This is a genomic window from Marinobacter sp. (assembly GCF_048259445.1).
Classification (GTDB): Bacteria; Pseudomonadota; Gammaproteobacteria; order Pseudomonadales; family Oleiphilaceae; genus Marinobacter.
The window spans coordinates 84462-105844 of record NZ_JBLXHQ010000015.1 but is presented as its reverse complement, the minus strand read 5'-3'; the positions used below and the strand labels follow the sequence as shown (position 1 = coordinate 105844).

The following is a 21383-nucleotide window of genomic DNA, read 5'->3' as shown; positions in this document are numbered from 1 at the left end:
GTACAGGGACGTATTCACAGCGTCTCCCGGCAGGCCGTTCCTGATCAGCGCTTTTGTCAAACCAGCGGACAACGGCTGATTTGCAGCCGGAATTCGGGTAGAATCCCGCCACGGTTTTTTCACCATTTTCCAATACGAGTAAGGTTTTCATGGAAATTAATCCCATTGTGACGAAGATTAAAGAGCTTCGTGAGCGTACTGAAGCGCTCAGGGGGTATCTTTGACTACGATCAGCGAAGTGAGCGGCTGGTCGAAGTAGAGCGAGAAATGGAAATGCCCACCGTGTGGGATGATCCTGAGCGCGCTCAGGCACTGGGCAAGGAGCGCTCCGATCTTGATCTGATTGTCAGCACCATCGACAACCTCACAACCGGTCTTTCCGATGCAGAGAGTCTGCTGGAAATGGCTGTTGAGGAAGATGACGCTGACACAGTGACCGAGATTGAATCGGATCTTTCAACGCTCGATGCCGAGCTTGAAAAACTCGAGTTCCGCCGGATGTTTTCCGGTGAGATGGACGCGAACAGCGCCTATCTGGAAATCCAGGCAGGATCGGGCGGCACTGAGGCTCAGGATTGGGCCAACATGCTTCTTCGCATGTACCTGCGCTGGGCTGAGAGCCGTGGTTTCAAGACAGAGATTGTAGAATTGCAGGAAGGTGATGTGGCTGGTGTGAAGAGTGCCACCATTCACATTCAGGGCGAGTACGCGTTCGGTTGGGCGCGCACGGAGACCGGCGTTCACCGTCTGGTTCGCAAGTCGCCTTTCGATTCCGGCAACCGTCGTCATACGTCTTTTTCTTCGGTGTTTGTGTCACCGGAAGTGGATGACAGTTTCGAAATTGAAATTAACCCCGCAGATCTTCGAGTGGATGTTTACCGTGCCTCCGGCGCCGGTGGTCAGCACGTTAACCGGACAGAATCTGCGGTGCGCCTGACTCACAATCCCACGGGTGTTGTTGTGGCCTGTCAGGCCGGTCGAAGCCAGCATCAGAACAAGGATCAGGCCATGAAGCAGCTGAAAGCCAAGCTGTATGAGCGTGAGATGCAGGAGCGTAACGCCGAGAAGCAAAAGGCCGAAGATGCAAAATCTGACATTGGATGGGGCAGCCAGATTCGTTCTTATGTGCTGGACGATGGCCGCATCAAGGATTTGCGCACCAAGGTGGAAACCAGCAACACCCAGGCGGTGTTGGATGGTGATATCGACAAGTTTATTGAAGCCAGCCTGAAGATGGCGTTGTAACCAGCGCCATTACCACGCCAACCCGGACACCCCCGATTTTCTAGTGAGCCAACATGACTGAACACACCAAGAATGCACCGCAAGAGGACAACCGCCTGATCGCCGAGCGTCGCGCCAAGCTTGCGGAGTTGCGTGAGAGCGGTAATCCCTTCCCCAACGACTTCCGTCGCGATGCCACAGCCGCTGAGCTGCAGGCGAAATACGGTGAGAAGACCAAGGAAGAACTGGAATCGATGGGCGTGCAGGTTGCCATTGCCGGGCGCATGATGCTGGATCGCAAAGCGTTCAAAGTGGTTCAGGACATGACCGGCCGCATCCAGATTTATGCCACCAAAGATGTGCAGAAAGACACCAAACATTGGGATTTGGGGGATATCGTGGGTGTTCGCGGCACCCTGTGCAAATCCGGCAAAGGCGATCTTTACGTCAGCATGGACGAGTACACGCTGCTCACCAAGTCCCTGCGCCCGCTGCCGGAGAAGCATAAAGGCCTGACCGATACCGAATCGCGCTATCGTCACCGCTATGTGGACTTGATGGTAAACGAAGACAGCCGTCGGGTGTTCCTTGCGCGCTCGAAGATTATTACCGCCATGCGTCAGTTTTTTGCGGACCGCGATTTCATGGAGGTGGAAACCCCCATGTTGCAGGTTATTCCCGGTGGCGCCACTGCGCGGCCATTCATGACCCATCACAACGCTCTGGGTATTGATATGTACCTGCGCATCGCGCCGGAACTGTATCTGAAGCGCCTGGTAGTAGGCGGTTTTGAGCGGGTATTCGAGATTAACCGTAACTTCCGGAATGAGGGGCTTTCTACCCGCCATAACCCGGAATTTACCATGGTGGAATTCTATCAGGCGTATGCCGATTACAACGATCTGATGGATCTTACCGAAGACATGCTGCGCGCTATTGCTGAGCAGGTGCTGGGTACCACCACCGTTGTGAATACCCGTATTCTGGCCGATGGTACGGAAGAGTCTATCGAGTACGACTTTGGCAAGCCCTTCGAGCGCCTGACGGTAGTGGACGCTATCCTGCGCTACTCTCCGGATGTGACTGCCGAGCAGCTCGCGGATGAGGCGTCTGCGCGGCAGGTGGCCAAAGACCTGGGCATTCACGTGAAAAACGGCTGGGGTCTGGGCAAAATTCAGATCGAGATCTTTGAAGCGACCGCAGAGCATCGTCTGATGCAGCCTACGTTCATCACCGAGTACCCGAAAGAGGTGTCGCCGCTTGCGCGCTGCAAGGACAGCAACCCGTTTGTGACCGAGCGTTTCGAGTTCTTCGTGGGTGGCCGCGAGATTGCCAACGGCTTTTCCGAGCTTAACGATGCAGAAGACCAGGCTGAACGCTTCCAGGCGCAGGTTGCCGAGAAAGACGCCGGCGACGACGAGGCTATGTTCTATGATGAAGACTATGTGATGGCGCTGGAGTATGGCTTGCCACCAACGGCGGGCGAGGGCATCGGTATTGATCGGCTTGCCATGCTGCTGACCAACTCCCCCTCTATTCGTGATGTCATCCTCTTCCCGGCCATGCGGCCGGAGCACAAAGCCGAGAGCACCAGACCGGAGGAGTAACCATGCACCCGGTTGAGGTACTGGCTAGCCATCTCAGGCCCGGCCGGGGCTGGAAAGAGCACCTCGGAAACGAGTTCAGCCAGCCCTACATGCAGGCGCTGGCCGAGTTTCTGGCTGCCGAAGAAAGCGCCGGGAAGATTCTCTTCCCGGACAGCTCCCATTGTTTCAATGCTTTGAACAGCACGCCTCTGGACAAGGTGCGTGTTGTTATTCTCGGGCAGGACCCATACCACGGCCCCGGTCAGGCCCATGGTCTGTGCTTTTCAGTAAGGCCGGACGTTCCTCCACCACCGTCGCTTGTTAACATATTCAAGGAAATCCAGAGTGATCTGGGTATTGCACCGCCGGATCATGGCTGCCTTCAGCCCTGGGCGGAGCAGGGCGTGTTGCTGCTCAACAGTGTGCTTACTGTGGTTCAAGGCCAGGCGGGCGCGCATCAGGGAAAAGGTTGGGAGACATTTACAGATCGCGTGATTGAAACGGTGAACCGGGAGAGTGAGGGTGTTGTGTTCCTGCTATGGGGCAGTTATGCCCGAAAGAAAGGGCAGCACATTGATCGGAGCAGACATATGGTGCTGGAGGGGCCGCACCCGTCACCCCTGAGTGCTTATCGTGGATTTTTTGGTTGCAGGCATTTCTCCCGGGCCAATGAATGGCTCCGGGGGCAGGGGCAGCAACCCATAGACTGGGCGCTGCCCTCCAGAGCAGATTTGAGCGTTGGCTATTGAAGCAAAGCCATTGCAGCTTCCATTTGTGCGTTCAGGTCTTCTTCTTCGTTCATGTCGATATTCGGGTCCAGGCCGAGGCGATCGAAAGCCGAGATGGCGGTCCAGTCCATCTCTGCCCATCGGTGCTCAGAGCCCGCAATCAGCTGCAGATTGGCGATCATGACCAGGTCGGCGTAGTCGGCCGAAGGTACTTCGCGCTGGAAGTTCGCGTATTCCAATGGAACGTTTTGCAGATCTTTCGGGAAATCCCACTTTTTAAGAATAGCTGTCCCGATCCTCGGGTGCAGTTCCTCAATGATGTTGTCCAGCAGGATGCTGCTGATCTGCACATCTTCGTCTTCTACGTAGCGCAGAATGGGCAGTACCCCAATCAAGTGTACCAGGCCGGCCAGGGTAGCCTGATCAGGCTTCAACTTCGTGTAGTGCTGTGCCAGAACGTGGCAAACGCCTGCAACTTCGGTACTGGTTTGCCAGGTCGCACGTAGCCGCTTGTCGATCATGTCTGAGGTTGCCTGGAACATCTGCTGCATGGCCAGACCCATGGCCAGATTGCTGGTGTAGGCCATGCCGAGCCGGCTTACCGCCATGTTCAGGTTCTCGATAGCTCGGTTGCCGCGGAAAAGCGGGCTGTTGCAGACGCGGATAATACGTGCAGAGAGCGCCGTATCATTGCTGATCACCTTGACCAGGTCGCCAATGGCTGAGTCTTCTGATTCGGCGATCTCGCGCACCTGAAGCGCAGCTTCTGGCAGGGTGGGGAGTATCAGTTTATCGTTCTCAATCGCGGCAGTGAGATCCGCTTTGATGGTTTCGGCAATATTCGACATGGCTCGATAGGGATCCGCTTGGCAGTTCGGGGGGGGCTTGAGTACACAGGCCTGATACCCCGAAGGTCAGAATTATGAGTTCTATTTATAGCAAATTTTAGCGGGCTTGCCTGTCAACTTATGTATCATTAGTTGCGCCATCTTCACGTTCGGTAACGCTATAAGGCAAAGGCTGCATTTGCAAAGAGGCATCGGGATGGCCTTCCACGACCAGTTGGCCATGGGCGGCATCATGCCGGACGACCGCTAGCAGCTGGCAGGAACCATCACTGAATCCAACTGCGTTGACTACTTCGCCAACTGAGCGTTCGCCTGCCATGATAAGCGCTCCCGGTGCAGGCAAAGCGCTGGCATTTGCCATGTGGAAGCGAAACAGACTTTTTTTGAGTTGTCCGAGAAAGTGCATCCGGGCGATAACTTCCTGGCCAGTGTAGCAGCCTTTTTTGAAATGCACGCCGCCCAGATGTTGCCAGTTGAGCATCTGCGGCACGTAGGATTCGCTGGTGGTTGTGTTTAGCATGGGTACGCCTGCTGCAATCTCGGATGCCTGCCAGTCCGCCAGGGTCTTCTCTGGAATGGAATCCAGCTTCAGGTCTCCTGCGAAGGGTTGCCAGAGTTCAAAGCGGGGCAGCCCTTCCGCCGTATTCTCCGTCCGAATCAAAAATCCGGAATCCAGCGTGAGAGTGTCCCCGGGGGACATCAGGTTGTTCATCTCTTCTCCGGCAAGACTCGACGCGGCTTCATCGCCCAGTAGCCCGATGATTTGTCCGTCAGCCTGTACCGTCATGGTAGTGCCACGGAACAGCATCATGTACTTGCGCAGGTGAGTTATAACTGCCTCTGACAGTTCGGCTGGCAGGTCCATCAGAACGTCGTCACCATCGCGTACCAGACGAGTCAGGCAATAGGCACGCCCCTTGGGTGTTGCGCCCGCGGCCCGCGGTGATTTACCGGTTTTAACGTCGTCAAGGCTCTGGCTCAGTTGTCCTTGCAGGAATTTGTCTGTGCCCGGACCGGAAATGCGAACCAGAACGCGATTGGTCAACAGAGCGCGGCCTTTGGCCGGCGCCGGAAATTCGGCTGAGGTATAAGCGGGTGTGGCTGAAACAGGTGTATCTGTACCAGTCATGGGAAAACTCCGGGCAGTAGGCTATTCGAATGATTGCTGAGTGCGGCCCAGTCGGAGCCACATTCTCAGACGACGAAACTGATCTTCGGATACGTTACCCGCAATCCGTTTGCCGGAGAGTAACACAACCGGATACGTGGAAGATTTGGAGGCGATGGGCTGCAGTTTCAAGAGTGCGGCTGTTGAGCACATACGACTGGCTGGGCTTGGGCTCACAGCCAGGATTTGCCCGTCACCCAGATGTGCGTAGAGGGTGTCCTCTTCTTGATGCAGCCCCAGAACGGCCGATGGTCCCGCCAGTAGTCCATTCCGCCGATACTGGAATATCGCGCCCGCCAGAGCTAACGGGGCCAGTATGAACATCCAGTTTTTACCAGCTGCACCGGCAATCAGCGCGAAGGCGCTGGCTATCAGCCATGGTGCTGCGGCGAGACAGCCAGCCGCAGCACAGCGTGACAGCGTCAGGTTAATCCGGCTGGACACGGGTGAGGATAATGTCAACGATACGCTGCAGATCCGCATCGTCGGGACTGCTACGTTGCATGAACCACTCGAACATATCGGCGTCCTCGCAGCTCAGAAGCTTCTTGTAGCGTTCCTGGTCTTCTACATCCAGACCAAGGTAGGCTTCTTCCAGAAACGGAATCAGCAGGACATCCAGTTCCAGCATGCCGCGGCGGCTATGCCACCAGAGACGCTTGAAATCAGGGTTTTCTGCTTGGGTGTCTTGCATAATGGCTCTCTTTACGGCGAAGGTGTTCTGTAGGTGGTTGGTATGAGCACGGTATCACGGGCTTCGTGCAACAGTCCCGGGTAATCCAGCGTGTAATGCAGGCCCCGGCTTTCTTTGCGCTGAAGCGCTGAGCAGATAATCAGATCAGACACGGTCACCAGATTTCTGAGTTCCAGAAGGTCATTGGTTACCCGGTAATTATTGTAAAACTCGCCGATTTCGGCGGACAGAAGATCTACTCTGTGTTTTGCCCGCTGAAGGCGTTTGGTAGTGCGAACTATGCCTACGTAATCCCACATAAAGTGGCGTAGCTCGTCCCAGTTGTGAGAAATCACTACGTCCTCATCAGAGTCGCGCACCTGACTTTCATCCCACGCTGGCGCTTCCGGCGGCGGCGGAATGTCGGCTTCTCTGCGCGCAATGTCGGCAGCCGCTGCCCGGCCATAAACCAGGCATTCCAGTAAGGAATTGCTGGCCATTCGGTTGGCTCCATGAAGCCCGGTAAATCCGGCTTCACCAACAACGTAAAGCTGGTTTATGTCAGTGCGTGCCCGCTCATCGCTGACAATACCACCACAAGTATAGTGCGCGGCAGGCACCACTGGAATCGGCTCGCGGGTAATGTCGATGCCAAATTCCAGGCATTTTTCATAAATGGTCGGAAAGTGATGCCGGATAAACTCCGTCGGTTTGTGGCTTATATCCAGGTAAAGATGATCTGCACCCAGCCGCTTCATCTCGTGGTCGATGGCGCGGGCTACTATGTCCCGCGGCGCCAGTTCTTCGCGCTTGTCAAAGCGGTCCATAAAGCGGGAGCCGTCGGGTAGTTTCAGAAGACCGCCTTCACCCCGCACCGCTTCGGTAATCAGAAACGACTTGGCATGAGGGTGGTACAGGCAGGTCGGATGGAACTGGTTGAACTCCATGTTGCCAACACGGCAGCCTGCGCGCCAGGCCATGGCGATGCCATCACCGGATGCACCGTCAGGGTTGGTGGTGTATCGGTACGCCTTGGATGCACCGCCGGTTGCAATTACTGTGAACCGCGCCCGGAACAGTTCGACATGGTTATCTTCCAGATTCAGTATGTAAGCGCCTACGCAACGATTCCCCGGCAAGGCGAGTTTGCGATTGGTGATGAGATCGACCGCAACGCGCCCGGACATGAGCTCGATATTGGGCCGGGCCTGGGCCTGGGCCGTCAGTGTGGTGGAGACGGCGTGCCCGGTGGCATCGGCTGCGTGAATAATACGGCGGTGACTGTGACCGCCTTCACGGGTGAGGTGGAGCTGGGCATCGGTGTCACGGGTGAAATCGACGCCGGTGCCGATAAGCCATTCAATGCTCTCCTTGCTGTGGTCGACGGTAAATCGCACAGCTGCTTCGCTGCACAGGCCACCACCTGCGGCCAGGGTATCCTGCACATGGTTTTCAGTGGAGTCCTGGTCGTCCAGAACAGCAGCTATGCCGCCCTGGGCCCAGAGTGTGGCGCCGCTGCTGATATCGGCCTTGCTCACAACGCATACCTTCAGGTGTTCCGGAAGGTTAAGCGCAACGGTCAGGCCGGCAGCACCGCTGCCGATAATAAGAACATCATACTCATAGGATTGTGGCATCGGGTCGGTATCGCGGGCCATAATGTAGATGTGTATTGAACTAAACTTTGCGCTTGCTGTCTATTTGGCCTGATGGGTGACCTGCCCGATGGGTTGGGTTGTCGTTTCCATAAACGGGCGCCGGACAGTGAGTATGAACCACCAGAAACTCGTATCGGCCGGAGAGCTGGCCAGGAAATCAGAGCGCACCGGCATAACGTCCATGGCACCCGAAAACGACCAGAAACAGGCTGAGCAGCCAGATAGCCAGACAGACCTGCAGCTCGTTCGCAAAGTGCGGAACGGGGATCGCGCAGCGTTCGATCTTCTGGTGGTCAAATACCAGTCGAGGGTTGCCTCAATCATCAGTCGGTACGTCTACGATAGCCAGGAAGTCATGGATCTTACTCAGGAGGCGTTCATCAAGGCTTACCGGGCCATAGATCGCTTTCGTGGTGACAGCGCTTTTTACACCTGGTTGTATCGCATTGCGGTGAATACCGCGAAAAATTATCTTGAGTCTCGCAGTCGCAGGCCTCAGGGCAGCGCTGATTCCGCCGAGGCAGAGAACTACGATGACGGCAGACGCTTGCGCGATATTGCGTCGCCTGAGCGCCTGCTTCAGCGTGATCAGCTTCAGAACGAACTGAGGAATGCGATAGCCAGTTTGCCAGAGGAGCTGAGATCGGCCTTCTTGCTGCGAGAGTACGACGGGCTCAGCTATGAAGACATTGCGCGAATTCTGGAGTGTCCCATCGGGACCGTGCGTTCGCGTATATTTCGGGCCCGCGATGCCGTTGACAGGCATCTCGGGCCTCTGCTCAATCATTCCGTGACGTAATTGAGGGTGCATCCTATGGATGATCGTCTCAGAGAAACACTGTCTGCCATGATGGACGATGAAGCCGATGAGCTTTCGGTCAGGCGTCTGTTATCCCATGAAGAACAGAGCGATGTGCGTGCACAGTGGCAGCGGTGGCAGGGTATTCATGACCTTATGCATCGCGGCCATTCACCGGCTGAGGGTGTTGATGTAAGCGCGGCAGTGCGCGAAGCCCTCGACGGCCGCACCAGGTCGCAGGTATCGACCGCACCGCAGAATCGTGAGGCTCCGCGCCACTGGCAGTGGCCGGCGGTGGCGATGGTTGCCGCTGCTTTGCTGTTAGGCTTTGGTGCCGGTGCGGGCTGGGATTCCGGAGAGCTCTCCCGCAATGACCTGGTCTCAGCGCCTGCAGCGAAAATGCCCGTTGTTGAATCTGCCGTCGAAGGCGCGCCGGTTCAGGAAATTGCCCTGCAGGGGCTTGACGAGCAGCAGTGGGAATATATGAGCCGATATCTGCTTGAGCACGCTCAGCACAACAGCGTGGGTGCAGGGCAGGGCTCAGTGGGTTATGCCCGTCTTGTCAGCGCTAATGGCAGCTACTGATATCAAGCAATGAAGGTGTTCATGATCACAGCCCGTTATTTTGGCCTGAGCCTGACTGATCTGTCATTGCGCGGGCTCCTCGCATTGATACTGGTGCTGGTTATGCCAGCCTATACAGTCGCTGGAGAAAAATCAGCGGTCTACTGGCTTGAAAGACTTGGGCCTGCCCTTAATATGACGTCCTATCGCGGCGTGTTTGTTTACGCCCGGGGCTCTAGCGTGCATTCCATGCAGATTGCCCATCGTTACCACGATGGCGTGGTGGAGGAGCGCCTGGTTTTGCAGGACGGAGGCAGCGGAGAAATCGTTCGCCGGGGCATGAATGTGGTCTGCGTGCTCCCGAATCAGGGCCGGGTAAAGCTTGACCAGGTTATTCCCTCTGGGCCTTTTGCTGAGGCTTTCGCCAGCCAGCTCGTCCCTGTAAGCCGATGGTACAGTGCCGAGCTGAAGGGTGAAGACCGTATTGCCGGTTACGATGTGGTTACTGTGGCGTTGACGGCCAAGGACCAGCATCGTTACAGCCATCGTCTTTGGCTGGAAAAGTCCACCGGTCTTTTGGTAAAAAGCCATGTGCGGTCCTCCAGTGGTGAGGTGTTGGAGCACTTCCAGTTCACCAGTCTTGAGATTACGGACGATATCTCTGACGGTGAGTTCGAGATCCGCACCGAAGGCCTCGAGATCTCCCGAACCCTGAACGAGGCCGACCAACGCGTTGATTTGCAGGGCGAGTTTGCAAAAACACCTCGAATGCAGGGTTGGCAGCTCAACTGGCGCCCCGAAGGTTTTGAGCCTGCGGCAGCGCCGATTGCGGGGAACGGGCAGGCCATTGCGTTTTCCGACGGGTTGGCTGCATTCTCGGTGTTTGTCGAGCCCGCTGGCGGAGTCAGCATGCCTACCGGTGCTTCCCGTATCGGGGCAACAACGATTTACATGCGTCAGCTGCAAAGCGGAAAACAGGTGTTTCTCGTGACGGTTGTGGGCGAGATACCACCAGCGGCGGCCCGGCAGGTTGCGGAGTCGGTGCAGGTTGAAAAAACGTTTGCCCTGGGAACGGGGGAGCAGTGATTACCGAGACCGGAAAAGTTGTTGCCGTGACGGGAGAGCACGCGTGGATACAGACCATCCGCACCAGCGCCTGCCAGAGCTGTGCTGCACGCAGCGGTTGTGGGCAAAAGGTTCTGGCTTCTGCTACCGGTGGAAGGGCCAATCAGGTACGGGTTGTTAATTCCGTGAATGCCTGTGTTGGCGAAGAGGTGACACTGGGTATTGATGAAAGCGCGCTTCTGAGCGCTTCATTGCTGGTGTATGCACTCCCCCTGTCATTGATGGTGGCTGCCAGTATGTTCGGGCATTACTTGTCTGGCGGCAGCGATTTTGCGGCCATGTCGGGCGCTGTGGTTGGCCTTGCGTCAGGCTTTCTCGTAAGCCGGCATTTACAGAGCCGGAATACCGGCAACTATGAACCCACACTGCTCCGGGTGAACCGTATCCCGGCCGGGGTGGTTTCTCATCCAGACTCGCTAACATGATATTCAGGGGATTCTGATATGCTGAGAATGACAACAGCGGTTACCCGCTTTTCCCCGGCATCACTCACTCAGAGGTTGCCGGCTTCTTTGCTGCTAACGCTGGCGGCCCTTCTGATGCTGGCCTGGAGCCAGGCAGGCTTCGCTCGCGGCCTGCCGGATTTTACAGGTCTGGTTGAAGAAAATGCAGGCGCCGTGGTGAATATAAGTACCACCAGTGCTGCCGCTACGGGTAACACTCGCTTCCACGGCTTGCCTTTTGATGAGCGACAGTTGGATCAACTGCCGGAATTTTTCCAGGAATTCTTCCGTGGCCCCCAGTCCCCCTTTGGCGGGGCACCGGGCAATTCTCAACCTCGGCGCTCCATGGGTTCAGGGTTCATTGTCTCCGCCGATGGTTACGTATTGACCAATAATCATGTGGTTGAGGGTGCGGATGAGATTATTGTCCGGCTCAATGATCGTCGTGAACTGCCGGCCACTCTGGTGGGCACAGATCCCCGTTCGGATATGGCTGTTCTGAAAATCGAGAATGGTGACGATCTGCCGGTTGTGAAAACAGGACGCTCCAGAGACCTCAAGGTGGGTGAGTGGGTGTTTGCGATCGGCTCGCCATTTGGCTTTGATTACACGGTTACGGCGGGGATCGTCAGCGCGTTGGGTCGTTCGCTCCCTTCAGAAAACTACGTGCCGTTCATTCAGACTGATGTTGCCATCAACCCGGGTAATTCGGGTGGCCCACTGTTCAATCTTGACGGCGAAGTTATTGGTATTAACTCCCAGATCTACACGCGTTCCGGTGGTTTCATGGGGGTTTCTTTTGCTATTCCCATTGATGATGCCATGAGCGTATTTCGGCAGCTTCGCGACAAAGGCGCGGTTTCCCGAGGCTGGCTGGGTGTGCTGATTCAGGAAGTGAACCGCGATCTGGCTGAATCATTTGGCCTCAAGCGCCCGCGGGGTGCGTTGATTGCGGAAGTTATGAATGGCTCTCCCGCTGAGGAAGGCGGCCTGCAGTCTGGAGATATCGTGCTTGAGTACGACGGCGACGATATTCAGCTCTCGTCGGATCTGCCGCCCATGGTGGGCCGCACACCGGTTGGCGAGACGGCTCGCCTTACCGTTCTCCGTGGTGGAAAAGAAATCACACTGGATGTCGAAATTGGCCAGCTGCCGGATGAAGGTAGTGCCCGGCAAACGGCTCCCTCTGGTGGCAGTTCATCATCAGCGCCTCTGGGGCTCACTGTTGAGCCCCTGCCAAAGGATCTGGCGGACTCTGTTGGTGTATCGGGTGGTGTCATAGTGACCGGTGTTGGCAGAGGGCCAGCCTATGATGCGGGTATTCGCGACCGGGATGTGATCACCGAGATCAACAGGAAGGCTGTGGCATCGGTCGATGATTTCCGGAGTGTAGTCAGAACGCTGCCGGAGGGGCGGGCTGTGTCCGTGCGCGTAGTGCGCCAGGGCAGGGCAATTTATCTTGTAATGAAGCCCTGACTGTAGCTTCCTGAAAAGAAAGTATATTGTTGCAAAAAGCCCCGAAACCTGATGTTGGAAACGACAGGCTTCGGGGCTTTTGTTATACTGCGCTCCAGAAATAATAAGAGCTGCCACGGAACGGATCAGGCCGGATTATGAACAGAAAGGATCTTCCCCTCCTGCAACTTCTGAACCCCCGTAATGCCTGGCTTGCCTGGCTGCTTCTGGTGGTAACGATCACAGTAACCGTCGCGTCCTGGCAGTTTTCCATTCGGTTGGTAGAAGATCGTACGGAAGCCCGGTTCCGAACCCAGTCACTACAATTGAAAACCGCCATTGAGGAACGATTGCTCAACTACGAGCAGGTTCTGGCAGGTAGTGCCGGCCTTTTCGCGGTCGCGGGTAAGGTTTCCCGTGATCAATGGCGGGAATATGTCCATAAGGTCGATATTAACCGCTATTACCCGGGTATTCAGGGCATCGGGTATGTTGAGCGTATCGAAGTGCGCGGGATGGCCGATCACATTGCTTCGGTGCGTGCCGAAGGCGTATACAAATACCTGGTGAAACCACTGGGAACCGGCCCTTTCTATTATCCCATGGTGTACCTCGAGCCCGGAACTGAAAGCAATCGGAAGGCTCTGGGTTATGACGCTTTCAGTGATCCGGTTCATCGTAAGGCCATGGAACGTTCGCGTGATGGTGCAATTCCAACGGTAACGGCCAAGGTGGTGCTGGTTCAGGAAGAGCTGGAAGAGGGGCAAGCCAGCTTTCTTATGTATTACCCTGTCTACCAGGGCGGACAAGTGCCGGATATACAGGCGGAGCGCCGTATGATGCTGGCAGGTTTCGTGTTCAGCGCGTTTCGCATGAACAACCTTCTTGACGGCATTATTGGCCTGATTTCGCCGTTTCTTGATGTTCGCATTTACGACAACGGTCTGGTCGCCCGCGAAAACCTGATGTATGGCTCGAATCTTGGCTCTCTGGATAATGAGTACAGTTTTGAAATGAGCCAGACTGTAAGTCATGGCGGGCGAGACTGGTTGTTGCAGACGCGCTCCACCCCGGCTTTTGACTATCTGGCATCTGATCCGCGCCCGTCGATCGTGCTTGGCAGTGGTGTTGTTATCAGTCTGCTGCTTTTTGTTGTAGCACTGGTACTGATTCACTCACGCCTTATGGCACAAATCGGCGCCGGGCGTTATCGCGCGATCACGGAGGGCGCGGCTAACGTTACGCTGGTCATGGATGAGTCTGGTACGCCGCTTTACTCCAGTCCGTCCAGCTTTGATATTCTGGGTTTTGACCCCGACGAAGTTCAGGAGTTGGCGCTGGAAAGTCTTGTGCATGAAGACGACTGGCCCAACCTGAAACATGGCTTTGACGATGCCATGGAGGCGCCAGGCAAACAGATGCCCGTTATCCGGGCGCGGATTCGTGATGCTGCTGGCGACTGGCGCGACATGGAGGGCACTTATACTGCCATGCTTAGCGTGCCCGGCGTTAACGGTGTGGTGTTGAGCCTGCGTGACCTGACGCAGCTGAAAGCGGCCCAGTACGAGCTGCACCGGCTTGCGTTTTACGACCCTCTTACCGGGCTGGCTAATCGTCAGTTATTCCGTGATCGTCTCGATAATGTGGTGCGCCGGAGCCGCAGAAGCGGCGAGCCGGCAGCTCTCATGTTCCTCGACCTTGATGGCTTTAAGCGAATCAACGATACGTTGGGTCATGATGCGGGTGACGAGCTTTTATGTCAGGTTGCGAAATGGATCGAGGGCTGTGTGCGCGAAGAAGATTCAGTGGCCAGGCTTGGCGGCGATGAGTTCGTGGTCTTGTTGTCACAGGTCAGTGGTACAGAAGCGGTTTCCAAGGTTGCGGAAACCATTCTGCGCAGGCTGTGTCAGCGGATTCGCCTGAGTGATCATGAGGTGGGTATTACGGTCAGCATTGGTATCACCATGATTCCTCACGATAGCGAAGACTCCGGCGCATTGATGAAGTATGCCGATCTGGCCATGTACCGGGCCAAGGAAATGGGGCGGAATACATACCAGTTCTTTACTCCTTCCATGAACATCAAAGCTGCACGCCGCTTACTGCAGCAGGAAGAACTGGCGAGTGCCCTCGAGGGTGAGCGTTTTGTTCTGCATTACCAGCCCAAGGTGGATCTGATCAGCGAGCGGGTGATTGGTGTTGAAGCTTTCCTGCGCTGGCATCACCCGGAAAAAGGCCTGGTATCGGCGCAGCAGTTTATCGGCCTGGCTGAAGAAACCGGGCTGATTGTGCGTCTTGGTGAATTGGCGTTACGCCAGGCCTGTATCCAGGTGCAGGCGCTGGAACGGGCGGGTTTTGAAGACCTGAAAATGGCGGTCAATCTGTCGGTACGGCAGATCACGGATTCCCGCTTTCTCGACATGGTCCGGCGGGTGATTACCGAGACGGGGGTTTCGCCAGAGAAGCTGGAACTGGAAATGCCTGTGGAGTTGCTGAACGAAGATCCGCGCATGTTGCGTGAGCTTCTGGTATCGCTCAATGACCTTGGTGTGTGTCTGATACTGGACGATTTCGGAGCCGGTTCATGCTCCCTGGTTGCTTTGCAGCAGCTGCCTTTGGATGTGATCAAGATTGATCACCGCTTTATCCGCGATATTCCGTACAATGTCAGCGCAACCGATGTCGCTTCTGCGGTGATCGCGCTGGCGCAGAAGCTCCACCTCACCGTTGTAGCTGAGGGTGTAGAAACGCCGCAACAACTGAGTTTCCTGAAGTCGGCCGGGTGCACCCAGTGCCAGGGCAATCTGTTCAGCTATCCGTTGGACGAAGATGCCCTGATTGGATTTCTAATCCGGCAGTATGAGCGGCCGCTTATTTGCTGATCATGGCAATGGCGGCCGGTTACCGGTAAAATCACGCCGGCCCCGGATGCTGGTAGTGGTCTCTCCGGGCTCAATCCTCCGTATTACTATGAGTATTCATTGTCTGTGACTGAACTGAGCCGAATCCGTAACTTCTCCATTATCGCCCACATTGACCATGGAAAATCCACACTTGCAGACCGTTTTATCCAGGTTTGCGGAGGCCTGACCAATAGGGAAATGGCCGAACAGGTGCTGGACTCCATGGATCTGGAGCGCGAACGGGGCATCACCATCAAGGCTCAGTGTGTCACGCTGCATTACACGGCGCAGGACGGTGAGGTATACAAACTGAACTTTATTGATACTCCTGGTCATGTGGATTTTTCCTATGAAGTATCGCGTTCGCTGTATGCCTGCGAAGGCGCGCTGCTCGTTGTAGATGCTGGCCAGGGCGTTGAAGCCCAGTCTGTAGCCAACTGCTATACCGCCATCGAGCAGGGCCTGGAAGTTGTGCCGGTTCTGAACAAGATGGACCTGCCCCAGGCAGAGCCTGAGAGGGTTGCAGCTGAAATAGAAGATATCATCGGCATTGATGCTTCGGATGCGGTGCGCTGCTCTGCCAAGAGTGGAATGGGTGTTGAAGACGTTCTGGAAGACCTTATCAAGAAAATACCACCGCCCCAGGGTGATCGTTCGGCGCCATTGCAGGCCTTGATCATAGATTCCTGGTTCGATAACTATCTGGGCGTTGTCTCTCTTGTCCGGGTTACCCAGGGCATTATGAGAAAGGGCGACAAGATTGTTATCAAATCTACCGGCAAGGCCTGGAACGCCGACAAAGTAGGGATTTTCAATCCCAAGCCTTTTGACACCAACATATTGGAAGCCGGTGACGTGGGCTTTGTGGTTGCCGGTATCAAAGATATTCACGGCGCTCCGGTGGGTGACACTATCGTGCACCACAAGTTTGCTGCCGAGACACCCATGTTGCCCGGATTCAAGAAGGTGCAGCCGCAGGTATACGCAGGCCTGTTCCCGGTAAGCGCTGATGACTACAACGATTTCCGCGATGCGCTGGAAAAGCTGACCCTGAATGACGCTTCACTGTTTTACGAGCCTGAGAGCTCCGATGCTCTGGGCTTTGGCTTCCGCTGTGGTTTCCTTGGCATGCTGCATATGGAGATCATTCAGGAGCGACTGGAGCGTGAATACGATATTAATCTGATTACTACCGCACCTACGGTTATTTATGAGGTGCTGACCAAGCAAAGAGAGACGCTGTCGGTGGACAGCCCCTCAAAGTTGCCGGATATTGGCTCGATTGAGGAAATGCGCGAACCCATCGTCGAGGCGAATATTCTCGTGCCCCAGGAGCACCTGGGTAATGTTATTGCGCTTTGTGAAGAGAAGCGGGGCGTTCAGAAAAACATGCACTTTACGACCAATCAGGTGCAGTTGACCTACGAATTGCCGATGGCCGAAGTGGTACTCGATTTCTTTGATCGTATCAAATCTGCCAGCCGCGGTTTTGCGTCTCTGGACTACCACTTCGTGCGTTTCCAGCAGGCAAACCTTGTACGTCTTGATGTACTCATAAACGGTGAGCGTGTGGACGCTCTGGCTTTGATCGTCCATAAAGAGCAGGCCCACTACAAGGGGCGCCAGCTGATTGAGAAGATGAAAGAGCTGATCCCCCGGCAGATGTTTGATATCGCCATTCAGGCTGCCATCGGTAATCAGGTGGTGTCGAGGGTCAGCGTGAAAGCGCTGCGCAAAAACGTAACCGCAAAATGTTACGGCGGTGACGTCAGCCGCAAGAAAAAACTGCTCCAGAAGCAGAAGGAAGGCAAAAAACGCATGAAGCAGGTAGGTAATGTCGAGGTGCCTCAGGAAGCGTTTCTTGCCGTGTTGAAAGTCGATAATTAAAAGGCATCTGGATGGATATTGATTTTCCACTGGTTCTGGTTGTTCTGACCTTTGCGTCGGGGCTGATCTGGCTGGCAGATATACTGTTTTTGCGTAAGCGTCGCCTTGCAGCGCTTCCTGCGGATGCGGCGCATGGTGAAGAAGAGCCTAAAGAGCCCTATCTGGTCGATCTCAGCCGTTCTTTTTTTCCGGTATTGGCCATTGTTCTGGTCCTCAGGTCGTTTCTGGTGGAGCCGTTCCAGATTCCTTCAGGCTCCATGTTGCCAACGCTGGAAGTCGGCGATTTTATTCTGGTCAACAAGTATGCCTATGGGCTGCGTTTGCCGGTTGCCGGAACCAAGATACTGGAGATCGGCGATCCGGATCGGGGTGATGTGATGGTGTTTCGTTATCCCAAGGACGGCGAAACCAACTACATCAAGCGAGTGATCGGCCTCCCCGGAGATACAGTACGCTATCGTGGCAAGCAGCTTTTCATCAACGACCAGCAGATAGACAGCGAATTTGTTGTGCGTCTGCCGCCGGTAGAAGTGCGCCGGGAAGATCTGGGCGCAGTGGAGCATGATATTTTTCTGACCATGGGGCGCCCTGGCGCCGCGGGCGAAGGCGAGTGGCAGGTACCGGAAGGGCACTATTTTGTAATGGGTGACAACCGCGATAACAGTAACGACAGTCGCTACTGGGGTACGGTTCCGGACGAGTTGGTCGTGGGTAAGGCTTTTGCTATCTGGATGCACTGGAAATCCTTAACCAGTCTGCCATCCTTCAAGCGGGTGGGCGGTATTGAGTAATTCTTACTATTCTGGAGTTCAGTTGTAATGAAGAAAAACAATCTATCCGCCATGAGCCGTCAGGGTGGTGCTTCGGCGCTTGTCATTCTGGTCATGGTGTTGTTTTTTGGCAGCTTGCTTACTTTGGTTATCAAGGTCGGGCCGGCGTACATGGATGACCTTACCATTCAGGAAGCGCTGGAAGGTCTGGATGGTACCGAGGGTTTGTCCCGGATGGGACCGGCCCAGGTTCGTACCCTGATGAACAAGCGACTTAGCGTAAACAATATCCGGGGCTTTGATGCCAAAGATATTACGGTCGAAAAAGACGGCGAGCTCGTCGTGATCAATGTGGACTACGAAGTTCGCAACAATATCTTTCGCAACATAGATACCGTTGTTCACTTCCAGCATAGATATGAGATGAAGGGCAAGTGAGTTCGCAGCCGGACCTGGATCAGTTACAGCGATGTATTGGCTATCAGTTCAAGTCGCCAGAGCGGCTTATGCTGGCACTGACGCACCGGAGTTATGGTAACCAGAATAACGAACGGCTGGAATTTCTCGGTGACTCCATTGTCAATATGGTTATCGCCGAGTATCTGTTTCTGAACTTTGAGAAAGCCCGGGAAGGCCAGTTGAGCCGTTTGCGGGCCAGAATGGTGAAGGGGGTAACTCTGGCCGAGATTGGCCGTGAGTTCCAGCTGGGAAGCTATATGCGACTTGGTTCAGGCGAGCTGAAGAGTGGCGGCTTTCGCCGTGAGTCCATCCTTGCCGATGCGGTCGAGTCGATTATTGGTGCTATCTACCTTGACAGCGATTTCGAGACCTGCCGAGAGCAGATATTGCGTTGGTTTGAGCACAGGCTGAAGCAGCTCGACCTCCAGGATACCCAGAAAGATCCCAAGACCCGCTTGCAGGAGTATCTTCAGTCCAGGCAGTTCCCTCTGCCCAGATATGACGTTATATCTGTAGACGGAGAAGCTCATAATCAGACATTTCATGTGTCCTGTGTGTTGTCTTCGCTGGACCGAACGACCAGCGGAGTCGGAAGCAGTCGCCGCGTGGCGGAGCAGGAAGCGGCACGCAGCGCGCTGAAACAACTCGGCGTGGAGACACCCTGATGAACGATATTACCCGTCCGGAGAACCCCGACAGCCGTTGTGGCTTTGTGGCCATTGTTGGTCGCCCCAATGTAGGCAAGTCGACTTTGCTGAACCATATTCTGGGGCAGAAACTGAGCATTACCTCCCGTAAGCCACAAACCACGCGCCACAAGGTGCTGGGAATTAAAACCGTGGGCCCGGTGCAGGCGATTTATGTGGACACGCCCGGGATGCACGTGGAAGAGCCCAGAGCCTTGAACCGCTATATGAACAAGGCGGCCACCTCTGCACTTTCCGGTGTGGACGTGGTGGTATTCGTGGTGGATCAGCTTGCCTGGACCACGGCTGATGAGATGGTGCTGGAGAAACTGAGCAAGCTGGAATGCCCGGTTATTCTGGCGTTGAACAAGGTTGACCGGATTGAAAATCGGGAAAGCCTGCTACCACATCTGGACATGCTTTCCAGAAAGCGCGAGTTTGCAGAAATTATTCCTATGTCGGCGCTGAAGGAGACTAACCTGAAGCCGCTGGAGGAAACGGTAGGTCGTTTCCTGCCCGAGAGCGTCCATTTCTATCCCGATGATCAGATAACCGATCGGAGCGAACGCTTTATGGCCTCAGAGATGGTGCGTGAAAAAATCACCCGCCAACTTGGGGCCGAGTTGCCATACTCTGTTGCGGTAGAAATTGAAGAGTTCAAGCACGACGGTAACACTTTGCATATATCGGCGTTGATCCTTGTGGAACGCGAGGGCCAGAAAAAAATCATGATCGGCGACAAAGGCGATAGATTGCGTAGCATTGGCCAGGATGCCAGAGCCGATATGGAGCGCATGTTCGACAGCAAGGTCATGCTGCGGCTATGGGTGAAAGTAAAACGCGGCTGGGCGGACAGTGACCGTGCGCTCAAGAGCCTGGGTATGAACGACCTCTGACGCCTGAGCCTGTCATGCCCCCCGAGGCACCATGAGAAGAGAAGCGCAGCAGGAACCCGCTTACGTGATTCACCGCCGCCCGTGGCGGGAAACCAGTCTCATGGTTGACCTCTTTACTCTGAATCACGGTCGTATGAGCGTGATAGCCCGCGGTGCCAGCGGCAGTAAAAGCCCGCTCAAGGCTCAACTTCAACCCTTTCAGCCACTGATGCTGGGCTGGGTGGGGCGCGGCGACCTGAAGACCCTGACCCAGGTAGACGTGCGTGACGGCCCGGCTTTGCACCGTACCGTCTCCCTCTACAGTGGTCTGTATCTGAACGAGCTGATACAAAGGGTGTTACCCCTGGCGGATCCTCATCAGACTCTTTTTGCGGCATACATTGATGCGCTTGCGCAGCTTGCACAGACGTCTGATGTGGAGCCGGTATTGCGAAAGTTCGAACAGGCGTTTGCGGTCGCCCTGGGGTACGATTTTTCCTGGGATCTGGCCATGGATACCGGCCAGCCTGTCCATGCCACACAAAACTATTGCTATGACCCCGAACAGGGTATTGTTGCCGCCGTCTCGGCTGGCGTGCGTTTACAGAACCTGCCCGGGGATACGCTGCTGGCGCTTGCCAGCGGGGATTATGAAACCGTTTCAAGCCGTCGGATATCAAAGCGGGTAATGCGGGTCCTGACAGACTATCTGCTGCAGGGGCGCCCACTGAACAGTCGCAGTCTTTTCAATCATCTCAGGGGAGAACGACATGAATCCTAGAGTATTGCTTGGTGTCAATATCGATCATATTGCCACCTTACGTGAGGCCCGGGGAACACGTTATCCCGATCCGGTACAGGCTGCGCTGATGGCAGAAGAGGCCGGTGCAGACGGCATTACGATTCACCCCAGAGAGGATCGGCGCCACATACAGGATCGTGATGTATTGCTGCTCAAAGAAGTGCTGCAGACCAAAATGAACCTCGAGATGGCCGTTACGGACGCCATGCTGGAATTCGCCGAGAAGGTGCGGCCCGAGTGCGTTTGCCTGGTCCCGGAAAAGCGGGAAGAGCTGACGACCGAAGGCGGGCTGGATGTAGAAGGTCAGGAGGCTCGTGTTGCCGGCGCTTGCGAACGGTTGGCCAAACTGGGCGCAGAGGTGTCCCTCTTTATTGACCCGGATCGCGCTCAGATAGATGCTGCGGTGCGTTGCGGTGCACCGGTTATCGAACTCCATACGGGGGAGTATGCTGAAGCGGTTGGTCCAGAGGCACAAGAAGCCGCCTTCAAGGTTCTGGCCGAAGCGGTGTCTTACGCGCGCAAAAAGGGGCTGATTGTGAACGCGGGCCACGGTCTGCACTATCACAACACTGAACGGGTTGCTGCTATCCCGGGCATCAATGAGCTGAATATCGGCCACGCCATTATTGCCAGAGCGGTATTTTGCGGCCTCAAGGAAGCGGTCCGGGATATGAAAGCGATCCTTGACCGAGCGCGTGGAAGAGCCTGATTAACTCCGAACTTAATTAAA

At 55.4% G+C, this 21383-nt stretch carries 21 protein-coding genes; 16 read left to right on the top strand and 5 right to left on the bottom strand.

Features of this window, described 5'->3' with window-relative positions; all coding sequences use genetic code 11:
* Positions 1-149: 149 nt before the first annotated feature.
* From prfB to ung, 3 genes are all read left to right on the top strand, one after another.
* A protein-coding gene (gene prfB, locus ACN0RL_RS12290; RefSeq protein WP_417517143.1) for a peptide chain release factor 2 occupies positions 150-1245 on the top strand; the annotation gives its coding sequence in 2 pieces (ribosomal slippage) (positions 150-221 and positions 223-1245; 1095 coding nt in all).
* Between the two features lie 53 nt (positions 1246-1298).
* On the top strand, positions 1299-2831 hold the full coding sequence (lysS, locus tag ACN0RL_RS12285) for a lysine--tRNA ligase (RefSeq protein ID WP_417517141.1): 1533 nt from the start codon (positions 1299-1301) through the stop codon (positions 2829-2831).
* 2 nt (positions 2832-2833) lie between these two features.
* Entirely contained in the window at positions 2834-3559 is a 726-nt protein-coding gene (ung, locus tag ACN0RL_RS12280; protein ID WP_417517139.1) for a uracil-DNA glycosylase, read from the top strand.
* On the opposite strand, the gene ACN0RL_RS12275 is transcribed toward ung, so the two are convergent.
* From ACN0RL_RS12275 to nadB, 5 genes are all read right to left on the bottom strand, one after another.
* Complete coding sequence (locus ACN0RL_RS12275) at positions 3553-4386, bottom strand: HDOD domain-containing protein (RefSeq protein WP_417517137.1); 834 nt, start codon at positions 4384-4386, stop codon at positions 3553-3555. The genes ung and ACN0RL_RS12275 overlap by 7 nt on opposite strands.
* Positions 4387-4504: 118 nt before the next feature.
* Positions 4505-5368 (bottom strand): YgfZ/GcvT domain-containing protein, encoded by an 864-nt coding sequence (locus tag ACN0RL_RS12270; protein WP_417517173.1) that lies wholly within the window; start codon positions 5366-5368, stop codon positions 4505-4507.
* A 168-nt stretch (positions 5369-5536) separates the two neighbouring features.
* Positions 5537-6016, bottom strand: a complete 480-nt coding sequence (locus tag ACN0RL_RS12265) for a hypothetical protein (protein ID WP_417517135.1) — start codon at positions 6014-6016, stop codon at positions 5537-5539.
* The gene (locus tag ACN0RL_RS12260; protein ID WP_417517133.1) at positions 5982-6248 is read right to left on the bottom strand and encodes a succinate dehydrogenase assembly factor 2; all 267 of its coding nucleotides are present in this window, start codon (positions 6246-6248) and stop codon (positions 5982-5984) included. The genes ACN0RL_RS12265 and ACN0RL_RS12260 overlap by 35 nt, the downstream gene beginning before the upstream one ends.
* An 11-nt stretch (positions 6249-6259) precedes the next feature.
* On the bottom strand, positions 6260-7864 hold the full coding sequence (gene nadB, locus ACN0RL_RS12255) for an L-aspartate oxidase (protein ID WP_417517171.1): 1605 nt from the start codon (positions 7862-7864) through the stop codon (positions 6260-6262).
* A 202-nt stretch (positions 7865-8066) separates the two neighbouring features.
* Between nadB and rpoE the strand changes: the two genes are divergently transcribed.
* The 13 genes from rpoE to pdxJ all read left to right on the top strand — a co-directional run bounded on the left by rpoE (position 8067) and on the right by pdxJ (position 21362).
* Complete coding sequence (gene rpoE / locus ACN0RL_RS12250; RefSeq protein ID WP_417517169.1) at positions 8067-8684, top strand: RNA polymerase sigma factor RpoE; 618 nt, start codon at positions 8067-8069, stop codon at positions 8682-8684.
* Positions 8685-8699: 15 nt separating this feature from the next.
* The gene (locus tag ACN0RL_RS12245) at positions 8700-9269 is read left to right on the top strand and encodes a sigma-E factor negative regulatory protein (protein ID WP_417517131.1); all 570 of its coding nucleotides are present in this window, start codon (positions 8700-8702) and stop codon (positions 9267-9269) included.
* 21 nt (positions 9270-9290) lie between these two features.
* Positions 9291-10334 (top strand): MucB/RseB C-terminal domain-containing protein, encoded by a 1044-nt coding sequence (locus tag ACN0RL_RS12240; protein WP_417517129.1) that lies wholly within the window; start codon positions 9291-9293, stop codon positions 10332-10334.
* A complete protein-coding gene (locus ACN0RL_RS12235) occupies positions 10331-10798 on the top strand; it encodes a SoxR reducing system RseC family protein (protein ID WP_417517127.1) in 468 nt (155 codons plus the stop codon). The genes ACN0RL_RS12240 and ACN0RL_RS12235 overlap by 4 nt, the downstream gene beginning before the upstream one ends.
* 114 nt (positions 10799-10912) lie before the next feature.
* The gene (locus ACN0RL_RS12230; protein WP_417517167.1) at positions 10913-12292 is read left to right on the top strand and encodes a DegQ family serine endoprotease; all 1380 of its coding nucleotides are present in this window, start codon (positions 10913-10915) and stop codon (positions 12290-12292) included.
* A gap of 137 nt (positions 12293-12429) precedes the next feature.
* Positions 12430-15153 carry an EAL domain-containing protein gene (locus tag ACN0RL_RS12225; protein WP_417517125.1) on the top strand — a complete coding sequence of 908 codons (2724 nt, stop codon included), beginning with the start codon at positions 12430-12432 and terminating at the stop codon, positions 15151-15153.
* A 105-nt stretch (positions 15154-15258) separates the two neighbouring features.
* Positions 15259-17061: a translation elongation factor 4 gene (gene lepA / locus ACN0RL_RS12220; protein ID WP_417517123.1), complete on the top strand. Its 1803-nt coding sequence runs from the start codon at positions 15259-15261 to the stop codon at positions 17059-17061.
* Positions 17062-17072: 11 nt separating this feature from the next.
* A complete protein-coding gene (gene lepB / locus ACN0RL_RS12215; protein ID WP_417517121.1) occupies positions 17073-17852 on the top strand; it encodes a signal peptidase I in 780 nt (259 codons plus the stop codon).
* A gap of 27 nt (positions 17853-17879) precedes the next feature.
* Positions 17880-18269 carry a DUF4845 domain-containing protein gene (locus ACN0RL_RS12210; RefSeq protein ID WP_417517119.1) on the top strand — a complete coding sequence of 130 codons (390 nt, stop codon included), beginning with the start codon at positions 17880-17882 and terminating at the stop codon, positions 18267-18269.
* Complete coding sequence (rnc, locus tag ACN0RL_RS12205; RefSeq protein ID WP_417517117.1) at positions 18266-18955, top strand: ribonuclease III; 690 nt, start codon at positions 18266-18268, stop codon at positions 18953-18955. The genes ACN0RL_RS12210 and rnc overlap by 4 nt, the downstream gene beginning before the upstream one ends.
* Positions 18955-19872: a GTPase Era gene (gene era / locus ACN0RL_RS12200; RefSeq protein ID WP_417517115.1), complete on the top strand. Its 918-nt coding sequence runs from the start codon at positions 18955-18957 to the stop codon at positions 19870-19872. Before rnc ends, era begins: the two co-directional genes overlap by 1 nt.
* A gap of 31 nt (positions 19873-19903) precedes the next feature.
* Positions 19904-20632 (top strand): DNA repair protein RecO, encoded by a 729-nt coding sequence (gene recO, locus ACN0RL_RS12195; RefSeq protein ID WP_417517113.1) that lies wholly within the window; start codon positions 19904-19906, stop codon positions 20630-20632.
* Positions 20622-21362 (top strand): pyridoxine 5'-phosphate synthase, encoded by a 741-nt coding sequence (gene pdxJ / locus ACN0RL_RS12190; protein ID WP_417517111.1) that lies wholly within the window; start codon positions 20622-20624, stop codon positions 21360-21362. Before recO ends, pdxJ begins: the two co-directional genes overlap by 11 nt.
* The last annotated feature ends 21 nt before the right edge of the window (positions 21363-21383 follow it).

Bases quoted from the DNA above. Each gene is read 5' to 3' on its own strand.
- ACN0RL_RS12245 (WP_417517131.1), top strand. From the start codon at position 8,700: ATGGATGATCGTCTCAGAGAAACACTGTCTGCCATGATGGACGATGAA.
- rpoE (WP_417517169.1), top strand. From the start codon at position 8,067: ATGGCACCCGAAAACGACCAGAAACAGGCTGAGCAGCCAGATAGCCAG.
- ung (WP_417517139.1), top strand. From the start codon at position 2,834: ATGCACCCGGTTGAGGTACTGGCTAGCCATCTCAGGCCCGGCCGGGGC.
- ACN0RL_RS12260 (WP_417517133.1), bottom strand. From the start codon at position 6,248: ATGCAAGACACCCAAGCAGAAAACCCTGATTTCAAGCGTCTCTGGTGG.
- ACN0RL_RS12240 (WP_417517129.1), top strand. From the start codon at position 9,291: ATGATCACAGCCCGTTATTTTGGCCTGAGCCTGACTGATCTGTCATTG.
- era (WP_417517115.1), top strand. From the start codon at position 18,955: ATGAACGATATTACCCGTCCGGAGAACCCCGACAGCCGTTGTGGCTTT.
- lepB (WP_417517121.1), top strand. From the start codon at position 17,073: ATGGATATTGATTTTCCACTGGTTCTGGTTGTTCTGACCTTTGCGTCG.
- ACN0RL_RS12275 (WP_417517137.1), bottom strand. From the start codon at position 4,386: ATGTCGAATATTGCCGAAACCATCAAAGCGGATCTCACTGCCGCGATT.
- recO (WP_417517113.1), top strand. From the start codon at position 19,904: ATGAGAAGAGAAGCGCAGCAGGAACCCGCTTACGTGATTCACCGCCGC.
- nadB (WP_417517171.1), bottom strand. From the start codon at position 7,864: ATGCCACAATCCTATGAGTATGATGTTCTTATTATCGGCAGCGGTGCT.
- pdxJ (WP_417517111.1), top strand. From the start codon at position 20,622: ATGAATCCTAGAGTATTGCTTGGTGTCAATATCGATCATATTGCCACC.
- ACN0RL_RS12210 (WP_417517119.1), top strand. From the start codon at position 17,880: ATGAAGAAAAACAATCTATCCGCCATGAGCCGTCAGGGTGGTGCTTCG.
- lysS (WP_417517141.1), top strand. From the start codon at position 1,299: ATGACTGAACACACCAAGAATGCACCGCAAGAGGACAACCGCCTGATC.
- ACN0RL_RS12225 (WP_417517125.1), top strand. From the start codon at position 12,430: ATGAACAGAAAGGATCTTCCCCTCCTGCAACTTCTGAACCCCCGTAAT.
- ACN0RL_RS12230 (WP_417517167.1), top strand. From the start codon at position 10,913: ATGCTGGCCTGGAGCCAGGCAGGCTTCGCTCGCGGCCTGCCGGATTTT.